General features: G+C 39.4%; 11 protein-coding genes. All 11 read right to left on the bottom strand.

Features of this window, described 5'->3' with window-relative positions; genetic code table 11:
* Positions 1–62: 62 nt before the first annotated feature.
* The 11 genes from ACQ5H4_RS14025 to ACQ5H4_RS13975 all read right to left on the bottom strand — a co-directional run bounded on the left by ACQ5H4_RS14025 (position 63) and on the right by ACQ5H4_RS13975 (position 12777).
* The gene (locus ACQ5H4_RS14025) at positions 63–974 is read right to left on the bottom strand and encodes an FTR1 family iron permease (protein ID WP_430775597.1); all 912 of its coding nucleotides are present in this window, start codon (positions 972–974) and stop codon (positions 63–65) included.
* A gap of 27 nt (positions 975–1001) precedes the next feature.
* Entirely contained in the window at positions 1002–1763 is a 762-nt protein-coding gene (locus ACQ5H4_RS14020) for a hypothetical protein (protein WP_430775596.1), read from the bottom strand.
* Between the two features lie 63 nt (positions 1764–1826).
* Positions 1827–2627, bottom strand: coding sequence for a glycosyltransferase family 2 protein (locus tag ACQ5H4_RS14015; RefSeq protein ID WP_430775594.1), 801 nt, complete (start codon positions 2625–2627; stop codon positions 1827–1829).
* A gap of 2 nt (positions 2628–2629) precedes the next feature.
* Entirely contained in the window at positions 2630–4087 is a 1458-nt protein-coding gene (locus ACQ5H4_RS14010; protein ID WP_430775593.1) for an alkaline phosphatase family protein, read from the bottom strand.
* Complete coding sequence (locus ACQ5H4_RS14005) at positions 4084–5025, bottom strand: lysylphosphatidylglycerol synthase transmembrane domain-containing protein (RefSeq protein ID WP_430775592.1); 942 nt, start codon at positions 5023–5025, stop codon at positions 4084–4086. The genes ACQ5H4_RS14010 and ACQ5H4_RS14005 overlap by 4 nt, the downstream gene beginning before the upstream one ends.
* Entirely contained in the window at positions 5009–5956 is a 948-nt protein-coding gene (locus tag ACQ5H4_RS14000) for an NAD-dependent epimerase/dehydratase family protein (RefSeq protein ID WP_430775591.1), read from the bottom strand. The genes ACQ5H4_RS14005 and ACQ5H4_RS14000 overlap by 17 nt, the downstream gene beginning before the upstream one ends.
* A gap of 138 nt (positions 5957–6094) precedes the next feature.
* Positions 6095–7267 carry a hypothetical protein gene (locus tag ACQ5H4_RS13995; protein WP_430775590.1) on the bottom strand — a complete coding sequence of 391 codons (1173 nt, stop codon included), beginning with the start codon at positions 7265–7267 and terminating at the stop codon, positions 6095–6097.
* 234 nt (positions 7268–7501) lie between these two features.
* A complete protein-coding gene (locus ACQ5H4_RS13990; protein ID WP_430775589.1) occupies positions 7502–9697 on the bottom strand; it encodes an alpha-galactosidase in 2196 nt (731 codons plus the stop codon).
* 27 nt (positions 9698–9724) lie between these two features.
* Positions 9725–10543, bottom strand: coding sequence for a carbohydrate ABC transporter permease (locus ACQ5H4_RS13985; RefSeq protein WP_430775587.1), 819 nt, complete (start codon positions 10541–10543; stop codon positions 9725–9727).
* A complete protein-coding gene (locus ACQ5H4_RS13980) occupies positions 10543–11394 on the bottom strand; it encodes a carbohydrate ABC transporter permease (protein ID WP_430775705.1) in 852 nt (283 codons plus the stop codon). The genes ACQ5H4_RS13985 and ACQ5H4_RS13980 overlap by 1 nt, the downstream gene beginning before the upstream one ends.
* 150 nt (positions 11395–11544) lie before the next feature.
* Complete coding sequence (locus tag ACQ5H4_RS13975) at positions 11545–12777, bottom strand: ABC transporter substrate-binding protein (RefSeq protein ID WP_430775586.1); 1233 nt, start codon at positions 12775–12777, stop codon at positions 11545–11547.
* Positions 12778–12802: the final 25 nt, after the last annotated feature.

Genomic DNA, 12802 nt, shown 5'->3' with positions numbered 1-12802 from the left:
CCTTTATTTCAAGCAACTTCTAAAGAAAAAGTACAAGACATGTGCCTTGTACCCTTACAAAATTATTTTACCTGTGCGTTGAACGTAGTTACTTCCGCAGCACTTTTTGACTTCTCTTTAGGTTGATACCCTGTTAATAGATAGATCACTACAAAGTAACCAATATAAGCAATCACTTCTTCTATTGAAGGCATGGATGAATATCCGAATAATGCTTTTAGGAAGATTCCTATATCACCAGACAGAAGTGGTTCAGCCCCATGGTCTCTAACATAATGAGCATGATCGATAGAGTGCTCTGGTAAAAACCAGGTAATATCGTATACATGTGGAATGACACTGCCGATAATTCCAACATCCTGCATCATAGATATTGCTTGAACGAGTAACCCTGCCGCAATTAAAATAATGAAGGCTCCCGTTACTTTAAAGAAAGTTTTTAATGAAATGCGCATCGTACCTTTAAAGAAGAAGTACGATACAACAGCCGCGATTATGACTCCCGTAAGAGCACCCCAGCCTTGTAAGGCGGCTCCAATATTTCCACCTGTAATAGCCGCAAAAAAGAAGACTGTTTCTACCCCTTCACGGAGGACAACTAAGAAGGAATGAATGACCATACCAACAATATTACCAGTCGAAATAAATTTGTTCATTTTTCCTTCCATGTTTCCTTTGATATCCTTACTATGTTCTGCCATCCAAAAAACCATCTGGGTCAAGAGAATTGTGGACACGAGCATAATTCCTATTTTCAAATAGATTTCATTCCCCATTGCTGCAAAACCTGTAAATACCACTTGAAATAGCATAGCAACCCCAACGCTCGCTATAACCGCTAGACCTGCACCAAGCCAAACATATTTATTGTATTGCGCGTGATCCATTCTTTTCAGATAAGTTGTGATGATTCCGATTATGAGAAGTCCTTCAAGTACTTCACGAAATGTAATCAACAAGGCCTGAATTTCCACAGTTTTTCACCTTCCCCATGATGAATTTTATTTACGGTTTCTTTTTCGAATCGTAAAGACAATAACCCCTACAATCGCTGCAGTTATCAGAATTAACGGGATCCAATTTCGGATATTAGAGATGTCCGTCCATTCTTGCTTTCCCGCAGACTCTGTTTCTGTTGCACTTTCAGAAAAATGACCTACTTCCAAGCTTTTTAACTGAAATTCCTTCTGCAAATTGGTTAGGATTTCTTCCTTATTTGTCTTAAAGGCCTCTAGGTCTGATTCCTTCTTGCCAACCCCGAATAGTCCCGGATTACCAAGTGCATTCAACGCTTCATCAAAGCTTGCCTTTAATTCCTCGTCTAATTCAGGATTTTCCGCTTCAACTCTAGGTGACAATGCTTCATATGTAGCAAATGCCTTCGCTAATAACTTTTTACTTGTGTCATATTCGGTAAATTTTCCCTCGATATTTACCATTCTTCTTGCAATGTTTAGTACTAAAAGTTTTTCCATATTTTCAATAGTAGCTTCTTTGTCCTCGGAATCCATTCCAGCAAGAATAAACTCAGAAGGCTCTGCTCCCATATGCATATCTATTTCTTCTTTTACCGACTCATAAATCTCTCTCGACTCAGCAAAATTAGGTGGATCTTGATCCAACTTTAGGAGAATTTCTTTATAGGCTTCTGCCACCTCTTCTTTGTTTGGATCTCCGTACGTATAGGCACTAGCTGATGTTGTAAATAAACTGGTAAAAATTAGAATTACTAGTAAACCAAAAAACAAAAGCTTCTTAAACATATACCTTCCTCCTACCTTCAATGATAATGATTATCATTATAAGTGTCAATTTAAACTTTATATCTATTTTGCGTGTAATTTCGATGGATAAATCCCCTGAATCAATTGATTTCTATCCTTTGATGATTGACTGAGTATGTGAGCTGAGTAATCAATCTCTACTTTCTGAACGGGTCTACTCATTTCCTTTATAATTGCTGGAAGTACCGTTGAAAGATACCCTCTGAAGGTAATGAATGACTCTCCTGTCGTTCGTACTTGATATTGAATAGGTACTTCTTGGACACGGAATCCCTTTCTCACTAAATTTAATGTAATGACTTGTGCATAATTATAATCATGAATGATCTCCGCATGCTCAAGAGCTTGTCGGGAGAAGGCTCTCATTCCGGATTGGCCATCGTATATCCACTTTTTCAATAACAGACTTTGAATGAAAGTGAAACAATAATTGCCAAGTCGACGATGGATTTTCATCCCTTTAATCGTTCCTAAAAATCGTGAGCCCATCGTATAATCCGCTTCTCCTGAAAATATCGGTTGTAACAATTCAGGTATTTGCTTTGCTGGATACTCTCCATCTGCGTCAATCATGACTCCAATATCAGCACCATGCTTATAGCATTCCTTGACCCCTGCTCGAACCGCGGCTCCAAGACCCTGATTTTTTTCAAAGCTTACGATATAATCAGCACCCGCTTGTTTCGCTACTTGAACAGTATCATCCGTAGAACCATCGTCTATCACTAATACACGAACCTCGACCGCATGATGGAAGTCACGGGGAATGCCTTTTATGACTTCCCCAATTGATTCTTCCTCATTATAGGCGGGTAAAAATACGATTACCTTCTGTCTATTCATTTTTACTCTCTACTTTCCTTAATCGCTTCGATTAGTACTTTTCCCCGGCTGTGGCTAGGGAATGGTGCCCCTAAAAGATGTGCTAATGTTGGAGCCATAGAAACGAGGCTATGCTTTTGCTCTACTTTCTTGCCTCTCTCAATATGTGGACCGTGGATAAAAAATGGGACGTAGCGCTCCCCTTCATCGAGGTGACCGTGTCCGCCAATTCCGTCTGCCTGTCCATGGTCCGCACAAATAAATAATGTCGTATTCTCCATTTTCCCTTCTGCTTCAAGCCACCCAACAAAGTCCTTAACCAAAACGTCTGCTTCTTCGATTTTTTGAATGTACTCATCATACAGGACCCCTCTTGAATGACCTGTTTGATCCGTTGCAATCATTTGTACAATGAATAAGTCCGGATCCTGTTCCTTCATGATTTTTTTTGCCCTTTTCATGATGTTCGGATCTGCTTCATCATTATGCATAACAGCTGTAACGGTTTCGACATCGTCTCCCATCGAATCAACCAAATGGGCAATCCCTAAAAGCCTGCCTTTTTTCCCTACCTTACGTAACGAGTCAAAAATACTCTCTACCTTGATCCCCAGCTTCCAAACCATGTTGGACGTAATCCCATGCTCAAATGGATACGTTCCTGTAAACATCGACGTAAAACAAACCACTGTTCTTGCCGGATACACCGTCTCCATATTCGTATACTCCGTCCCGTTTTCCTTCAAGTAGTCGAGGAAAGGCGTATTTGCCTCGTAAAATCGTTCCTTTCTCATCCCATCAATAACGATGACAACGACTTTATCAGAGAGAGCTTTCATTGGTGGCACCTTAGAATCCTTTGTATAGTCCGCATACATCGCCGGCTTCCAATCAAACAAGTAACGGTGTAAAATCCAAGCAAAAATGAAAATAAAACCATAGAACACGAAGATGGAAAGATACTCAACAGGCTCGCCAGAACGATAATTATCATAAACTACCTGCCAAATAGATAACACGAGTAAAAACTTCGGCAATTGTTCCTGCGCATTCCCGCTGGTTGAATCACTATTTTTCATAACTAGCTTCCAAAAACGGGTGAAATTTAACCACGATGTCCCGATTCTTAAATGATAATAAAGAGTACCCCAGAAAAAGACGGTAAAAAAGAAATAAAGACCTATCGCAAACAGTAATAATGGAAGATGAACATCATTCCATACCATTAAATAAGCAATGAAAGGAATCCATAAATAATTTCTTAAAAATAAAGGAAAATCAAAAATAAAATACAAGGCTAAAATCGGGATAATCACCAGTAATGATAAAAAGATGGAAGATAGATTCGCGACCGAAGCTATATCCCTAAAATGAAACAAAAGAAACGTTCCTAATACAAAAATAGGTGTAAAGGGCTTGCCTTCGTTAAGTAAGTTCCAACATCGGGCTGCCACTTTTTCAAACTTTGAAGCACTTTTCACTTTCTACTAACTCCTCTCGATCTTGCCAAACTCTTAATGGTGTCTAATTTGATTGGATGAATCCAAAAACAAAATGCTCCAACGATATAGGAAAAAAAGAACTTAATGGCATGATTAAAGACCGCAATTGTGTATCCCATTTTCAACGACATTCCTAAGATACCTAAACCAAAGGTCATGACACTTTCGTAGTTGGCGATTCCTCCAGGGGTCACTTGAAATACTTGCCCAGCAATCGTCAAGCTGTTTACAAAAGCTAACTCTAGTAAGCTCGCCTTTTCTGTAAGAATATGTACTGTACCGTACAATACCCCTGCTTCTAATATCCAACTAATCAATGTGGAAATAATAATAACGAATCCGTTCCATCCTAATAACGCACTCTTCATTAAAACAAATTGCCTTTGAAAAAACCTGCTAAAGAATTGTCTACTAATGATTAGAACTAGCAAAACAAGCAATAGCCCACCGAGAATCAGCCAGGTTGGGATACTGTAGATGATGTCTAAAGCGAGTAACCCAACAAAAGTGATACCGATTAAACAGACCATATCCATCGCCCTTAGGACGATAACAGAATGATAGGCTTCTTCTCTATTTACTACCTTTTCTCTGTTTTTCAACACTTCCGCTCGAACCAAATCACCGACCTTAATAGGAAGAAGGTGATTAATACATAAGCTATAAAGAATCCCTAATAAGCAAGAGAAAATGCTTGGTTTCCCTTTTAGGTACAGCTTCCAAGCCACCGCTTTTAAAAAAAAAGAAAGAAAATATAGACCAAACATGAAAAGAAGCCAAAAAGGATGATGAGCAAGTAGTTTACCCGCCTTCCATACATGGCTAGCATCAAAAAACATGGTGGTCAGCACAATAAAGATCAAAATGATGATCAATGAGATGCTATTCTTAACGATTTTTTTAGAGAGAACTCTCATACTCTTTCGCCCATTTCACCGTTTCCTCTAGCCCTAATGAAAACTCAACCTTTGGTTGATAACCTAACTGATTTGCAGCTTTTGAGATGTCCGCCCATGTTTGATGAACATCCCCTACTCGATTGCCTTCCCTTTTCACGACCATGTTCGGAAAATGGATGTGTAACTCAGATAACAAATGCTCCATCGTAATCGGTCTTCCTGAGCCAATATTAAACGTTTCACTTTCTTTGCTTTTCATCATCGTCAAGTTGATTCCTTCTATAATATCTTCAATATACGTATAGTCACGTGCGCTCCCTGAGCCAAACACGCGAATACTTTCGCCGTTCATAAGCTTTTTAATAAAATGACCAATCGCCATATCCGGTCTTCCCCATGGGCCATATACCGTAAAAAACCTCAGTATATTCATTTGGAATCCATATAAATGCTCATACACATGGCAGAAGGATTCAGCAGAGTATTTGGCAGCTGCGTATGGAGATATGACTTTTCCGATCGCCATTTCTTCAAGGAATGGCCCTTCTTGATTTCCATAAACCGAGGACGAGGAAGCAAAAATCACTTGTCTTGTTCCCGCTTTTCCTGCTCCTTCTAACACATTAATCGTTGCCTTGATATCATAATCCACGTATTCGAGTGGTTGATCTATGGAATAAGCAACACCTGGAAGAGCTGCAAGATGAATCACGACATCAGGAGAGATTTCCTTTAATAGCCGAATCGTCCCCTCTCGATCAAGCAGGTCTAAATTAAAAAAGTGATAGGCACCCAGCTTTTTTATTTCATCCAGATGCGTTCTTTTTCTATCTGGAGAATAATAGGAATGAAGACAATCGATAATAAACACTTCATGTTGCTCTAATAATAATCTTCTAGAAAGATGGCTTCCGATAAATCCTGCTCCACCCGTTACAACAATCTTCATAAAACAACACCTCTAGTTTTACACTTTACCAATTATTATATCTTAAGTAAGAATGGAAAGCAGTTTTGCTAGGAGAGGGTTAGTGAAAAGGAAAAAACCTTGATCATGCCAAGGTTTTCTCCTAACTATCTGTGTGAATTATTTAGCGCTGTTAATAACCGTATTTAGAGTCGCTTGAATTTCAGCTAGCGTAGCATCTGCAGTCGCTTTATCTTGTGCTTTTGCTGCTTCTAAATATTTTTGCGCCTTTTCAGTTAAAGCAGTAAACTCCGCTTCACCAATAATTGTCTTAATATCTTCACCAATAACATCAATGAATAGAGCACCTTCTAATGCAGTGATAACAGATTTGTCTTCACCCCAAGTTTCCACACTCTCTGCATACTCATGCAATGCAATTTTTGAGAACCCACGTACAAAAGCTTGGTTTACAGCTGCAGGATCAAGTGTTGTTACGTCTGTTTGAAGATCGAATTGACTTAGGATGAATGCAGCATCTTCTTCTGCGTGCTTATCTAGATAAGTGAAAATTGATTGATAAAATGCCCAGCCTTCAGCTTGCTCAATTTTTGCTTCTTCCGCATTTTCCTTCGCTGCAGCAGCAGCTTTTGTTGCATATCCGTTCGGAACTGCGCCCGTTGCAAAGTAGAAAGTCTTCATCAATGTTTTGTCCACTACTTGCTTTCCAAGGTTGAAGCCTAATTGATCGTCAGCTTCTACTGCTTTCTCGATCTCATCAAATCCACCTGCGATCGCATCCACCATGTTTGTACCGTAAGCAGCATCACGCTTTTCAACAGTCGATTGAATAATTGAGTAGAATTCTTTTGCTTCTTCAACTTCTTCTTTTACTGCTTCCTTATTCGCCCAGTTTTCCGTTACTTCCGTAAACTCATGCTTAATCGTTGTATAGAAAACCTTTTGCATTAATTTATCAAAAAGTTGTTTTACAACTACTTTGTCCATAGAACCATCTTTACCAGCCGCTAATGCCGTTGTAATATGTTGGTCAATCGTATCTTCAAATTCTGCATCTCTTTCTTTTACGAGACCTTGAAGGTTTGTGGTATAAAGTTCAGTCACTTTATCGAAATCAACTTCTTTGTCTTCTTTTGCTTTTTCTAATTCTGTAACTGCTTCTTGGAATGCCTGTCCATAGCTTACTTCTTCCGTTTGTACTTCTTCCTCTTTCACTTCTTCTTGTTTCTTTTCTTCTGTCTTTTCTGTAGAAGTAGTTGAGCTACATGCTGTTAAAACTGAACTAGCTAGTAAGAAACCTGCAAAAATTTTCTTTAACTCTCTCTTTTTCATAAAATAATCCCCCGTTGATCATATTTATCTTTAACATTGATAATGATTTTCATTCACAATTGTGATTATAATAGAGAATGATTATCATCGTCAATACTATTTTTTAGATAATTTTATAAATTAGGTCATCTTTCATAGTTTCGACATACATATAGGGGAAAAACCATAAAAAAGCAGTAGATTCTTCCCGAATCTACTGCTACCTATTAACAAAAAATGTTTTTCTCTATATAATTATTTTTCCCTCAAATACCAACTACAGCTTTGAAAATCTCCCCTAAGCTCCACTGGAATACTTAATCCTACATACATAAGCTCATCTCCACCAAACACTTGATCCGTTCCAACCAACTGATATTGCTTGTTTGGATCAATACCAGTTACCTTTAAAAATTTCAATGGTGCCGCAGGTTCTGCTAAAACCGAGAAATAGAAAACGAGAGCTTCCGATTGATCATCATTCGTAAATAACCACGCAGTTTCGTTTCCTTCGAACGGACTTAATAGACGGTAAAAATGTCCGAATTGGACCAGTCCTCTGATTTCCTTGTATGATTCCACCTGCTTTTTAACCACATCTTTTTCACTTGCCGGCAGCTTGGTTAAGTCGAGTTCGTATCCTAAGTTTCCTGACATCGCCACATCCCCTCGAATATCTAGTGAGGTGATTCGGTCTACTTGATGGTTCGGAACAGCCGATACATGAGACCCCATCGATACGATTGGATACACAAGGCTCGTTCCATACTGAATTTTCAAGCGAGAAATGGCATCTGTGTTATCACTCGTCCATGTTTGAGGCATATAGTACAGAATGCCAGGGTCAAATCTTCCTCCACCACCTGAACAGCTTTCGAATAACACATCTGGGAAGGAAGAAGTAATCTCCTCCATCACCTGATACAACCCAAGCATGTATCGATGCGCCGTCTCTCTTTGACGGTCCGGTGGAAGAAGAGCAGAGCCGATTTCTGTCATATGGCGGTTCATATCCCATTTCACATAAGAAATTGGGGCGCTTGCTAGTATATCACAGACCCTTTTTGTAATCTCCTCGCACACATCCTCTCTTGAAAAATCAAGGATTAACTGGTTTCTACTTTCTGAATTCGGACGATGTGGCACATGCAGACACCAATCTGGATGCTCGCGGTACAAGTCGCTATCCACTGAGATCATTTCAGGCTCGAACCATAATCCGAACTGCATTCCTAACGAATTTACTTCGTTGGCAAGATGATTTAATCCTTTAGGGAGCTTGTTATGATTAACAAACCAATCGCCTAATGATGTCTTGTCATTGTCTCTTTTTCCAAACCAACCATCATCCAATACAAAAAGCTCAATTCCTAACTCATTTCCTGCTTTAGCAATATCCATAATTTTATCTGCATGAAAGTCAAAATACGTCGCTTCCCAGTTGTTTACTAAAATCGGACGCTCTTTATCTCTAAACGTTCCTCTTACTAGTCGTGAACGATAAAGGTCATGGAAGGTTCTAGACATATCACCTACACCTGATGAGGAATACACCATGACGACCTCAGGAGCTTGAAACTCTTCCCCACCTTCCAGTTTCCAACTGAAATCGAATGGATTAATTCCCATCGTCACTCGGGTGGTGCTAAACTGATCCACTTCTGCCTGAGCCAGGAAATTCCCACTGTACACGAAATTAAATGCGTACACTTCGCCTACATCTTCCGTTGTCCCTTTTCGTAACAAAGCGATAAACGGATTATGCTGATGAGAGCTTGCTCCTCTTGTACTTTCGATCGATTGAATGCCATGACGAAGAGGCTGTCTGGCAATATGTCTTTCCTTCACATGCGCACCGTGAAGATGTAAGAAATCAAAGTCTGCATCCATAAAATCAACGCTCATACTTAGCGCACTCAAGAGATTCATATTTTCTGAGCTCTCATTTTTAAATCTGACCGACCTCGTAATCACATTCAGCTGTTCAAACACTGTATAGCTCAGGATAACAGTTAGCCCCGCTACTCGATCCTTCAGGGTGATCTCTAGAGTCTCCGCTTCGTTTTCGTCCTCCACATAGGTAGCTGGCAGACCCTCAAGCATCTTTTTCCCTTTAAAAATCACATGCGAATCATAACGTAAGTCAGAGACCGTCGATCCGTTTGGCAATTGAATTTGGTAAGCAGGCTTTCTAAAATCTGTATTTCCGTATTGAGGGTATTCCTGTGGCAAGGTATCTAATGAAAACGTACGATCCTCCTTTTGTTCATAAGGATTTCCAGAGAACCCACGGTCTACCTGTTGGATATAATTCGAATGACGGTATGCCTTAATTCTCTTACCCCAGTATAAATGAAGCAAATAGCCACCTTTCGCGATTTGTATCACATAACTTGTATCTTTTGCCTGCAAATGAAAGAGGCTATCTTCCGAACGATATTGAATTCCCATGTTGAGTACAACTCCTAACTGAATAGTTTACTTGATCGCACCTTTTACCACTCCACCAATGATCCATCTTTGTGCAAATAAATACACGAGAACCATTGGAGCTAGCGCTAATAAATAAGAAGCAAATGCCAAATTATAATCCGTTCCAAATTCTGTTTGGAACACATATTGCACGAGTGGAAGTGTTGCGTCAGCCGAATCACTTAAAATAATTAACGGAAGCAAGAAATCATTCCAAGCCCATAGGCAGGTTAAGATTCCTACAGTCGCATTGATCGGTGTCAAGAGAGGAAAGATCACCTTCCAGAACACTCCCCAGGTACTGCAACCATCAACAATCGCCGCCTCTTCCAGCTCTTGTGGAATGGAACGAATATAGCCTACATAAATAAAGATATTCATTGCCATTCCGTACACTACATAAAGAAGAATCAAGCCAGCCGGATTATTCAAACCTAGTGCAGACGTTTGTTTCACAACCGGTAACATGATTATGGGAAACGGAATAAACAAAGCACTGACGAAATAGAAATACAGGGTTTTAAACAGCTTACGATGCATATTTCTAGCAATTGCATACGCAACCATGGAGTTTGATAAAATCGTGAACACTAATGTAAAAATCGTAATAATCGCACTATTTTTCAAGGCACTAAAGAAGTTAGTCGCTTCGATCGCTCTCGTGAAATTGTCCCAGTGCCAGTTCATCGGGAAAGACAAGGCTGACTGAGCCAGCTCTTGAGGATTTTTCAGCGCAATAGAAATAGCCATATATAACGGAAAAATGATGAGTAAGGAGCCTAAAGTGATGAGTATCGTTACCGGCCAATTCGTTCTTTTTTCCATCACATATCCATCTCCCTTTTTTGTAAAATTTTTAACTGAAACACTGAGATTAGCATAATCACAATAAAGTAAATCACTGCATTCGCAGACTGGAAGGCAAACTCTCCACCACTAAACCCGCCAGTATAAATGAGTAAAGAGATTGATGTAGTCGAATTCCCAGGCCCTCCTCCGGTCATCGCCACAATCTGATCAAATACCATCAAAGAATTCTTCATCGATAACACCATGTTAATCGTGAAAAACGGAGCAATCATCGGGAAGGTCACCTTCCAAAATTGTTGCCACTTATTTGCTCCATCCAGGCTAGAGGCTTCATAAAGCTCAGAAGGAACCGTTTGTAAGCCTGATAAATATAAAATGATATTAAATGCACAAGCCTGCCATACAAACACAAGTAGAATTCCAATCCAGGCAAGGTCTACGCTTCCAAGAATATTGGTTGTTAAAAACTCAATTTTGTATTTTTCACCTAGATCAGGAAGAATATTGGTGAAAAAGAAATTAAAGATAAAGCCGACGATCAAAACACTTAACACATTCGGCAAGAAATAAACGGCTCTAAAAAAGTTTCGCCCTTTAATTTTCGAATTTAATCCGATGGCAACTGCCAAACTAATGATATTGACAAGAATGGCAGCAAAAATAGCGAACTTAAAGGTGAAAAGATAGGAATCTAGTACGGTTACATCTTTAAATAGATTGATATAGTTCTTCAATCCAACAAAATCATAATCTAAGCTGATTCCATTCCAATTCGTAAAAGAATAATAAATTCCTTGTAGAGCTGGGAATGTGTGAAATGCTGCAAATAGAATAACGGCTGGTAATACCATTAAGTAATAGGCCATTTCTCTAGACTTGATTTTTCTCTTTGTTTTATTAGCAACCTTAGGAGAAATATTCTGCGCTTGGATAGCAGGGTTGTCTTCTTTCATCAGTTTTCCACTCCCAATGTAAGGAAAAAGAAATTGGGAATCCCAATTTCTCCTCCTAAAAATTTATTTACGATCTTGAACTTTTTCCCAATCTTTTTGCAGTTTTTCAAGGAACGCATCCACATCTTTCTCAAGTACTAATGTTTGTAGCGTTTTCTCTGGTGCCACTCCCGTAGGAATATAATGGTCAGGGAAATCCGTTAGAGCACCCTTCTCAAAGCTCGCTTTTAGATCTTCTACAGATGGGTCATCCTGCGTAATCCCATTTAAAGCAGAAAAGGAGTTTTGTTCCTGAATATATTGCTTCGCATTTTCCTCTTCTAATAGGAATTCAATAAACTTTTTCGCTTCTTCAGGATGTTTAGAAGATGCCGCTAAGCCTAAGATAAGGTCCACACCAGAGATCACTTTAACTTCGTCCGCATTGTTGGTGGCAGGGAAAGGAAATACTCCTAGTTCAAGATCCGGGTTTGCCTTTTTAATTTCAGGAATTGCCCAAACCCCTTGTAAGTACATGGCTGCTTCTCCGTTAGCAAAGGCTGTGTTTCCATCATTGTAGCCAACACCCTGCTGATTTTTATGACCATATTCCGTTAATTGAATCATCTTCTCTGCTGCTTCTTCGTATCTTTCACCAGCAAGAATCTTGCCCTTGTTTAATTCTGAGTAGAAATCATCACCCTGTGTGTTCGCAACTAGTGCATTAAATGAAGGCAAGGTTGTCCATGCATCTTTATATGTATGGAAGAAAGGCGTTTTCTCTGCTGCTTTAATTTTTTCAGAGACCTCAATGAATTCATCCCATGTGTTTGGAATTTCTAAACCAAGCTCTGTGAAAATAGCTCTATTGTAAATGACGCCTACCGCATTTGTAGCAAATGGAATCGCATACACTTCATCAAGGCCAGACACATCCTTTAGCATCTGTACGTATGCTGGTTGAATCTTTTCCAAACTTTTATCATCAGAGATATCGGTAAAAACTCCAGCTTCGGAAAGATCCTTATAGGTCATATCCCCACCGACTCCGATAATATCAGGAATATCACTCTTAGAAACTCTTGTTCTTAAAACAGTCGATGGCTCAGGCGGGCTCGCTTGCTCCACATCGATATTTGGATTTTCCTTTTCAAATTTAGCAATCAGCTTATCAATGGTTTCCATTCCTTCACGCTTATGATGGAAAAACTCAATCTTTACTTTGCCATCAGATGAAGCTGCATCCCCTCCACCACAACCAGCTAGAAGAGACAGTGATAATACACCAGCAGAAAGAATTGCAATTGTCTTTTTCATGAAAAAAATCCCCCTATGATTAATT

Origin of the sequence: Bacillus coreaensis (assembly GCF_050586445.1) — a bacterium.
In the GTDB taxonomy this organism is placed as follows: domain Bacteria; phylum Bacillota; class Bacilli; order Bacillales; family Cytobacillaceae; genus Robertmurraya_A; species Robertmurraya_A coreaensis.
Note: the sequence above shows the minus strand (reverse complement) of the source record. Positions and strands in the feature narration are given on the sequence as shown.

What these genes read in the sequence shown, in the direction of transcription:
- ACQ5H4_RS13980 (WP_430775705.1), bottom strand. Translation starts at nt 11,394, where the DNA reads ATGGCCTATTACTTAATGGTATTACCAGCCGTTATTCTATTTGCAGCA.
- ACQ5H4_RS13985 (WP_430775587.1), bottom strand. Translation starts at nt 10,543, where the DNA reads ATGGAAAAAAGAACGAATTGGCCGGTAACGATACTCATCACTTTAGGC.
- ACQ5H4_RS14000 (WP_430775591.1), bottom strand. Translation starts at nt 5,956, where the DNA reads ATGAAGATTGTTGTAACGGGTGGAGCAGGATTTATCGGAAGCCATCTT.
- ACQ5H4_RS13995 (WP_430775590.1), bottom strand. Translation starts at nt 7,267, where the DNA reads ATGAAAAAGAGAGAGTTAAAGAAAATTTTTGCAGGTTTCTTACTAGCT.
- ACQ5H4_RS14020 (WP_430775596.1), bottom strand. Translation starts at nt 1,763, where the DNA reads ATGTTTAAGAAGCTTTTGTTTTTTGGTTTACTAGTAATTCTAATTTTT.
- ACQ5H4_RS14015 (WP_430775594.1), bottom strand. Translation starts at nt 2,627, where the DNA reads ATGAATAGACAGAAGGTAATCGTATTTTTACCCGCCTATAATGAGGAA.
- ACQ5H4_RS13990 (WP_430775589.1), bottom strand. Translation starts at nt 9,697, where the DNA reads ATGGGAATTCAATATCGTTCGGAAGATAGCCTCTTTCATTTGCAGGCA.
- ACQ5H4_RS14005 (WP_430775592.1), bottom strand. Translation starts at nt 5,025, where the DNA reads ATGAGAGTTCTCTCTAAAAAAATCGTTAAGAATAGCATCTCATTGATC.
- ACQ5H4_RS13975 (WP_430775586.1), bottom strand. Translation starts at nt 12,777, where the DNA reads ATGAAAAAGACAATTGCAATTCTTTCTGCTGGTGTATTATCACTGTCT.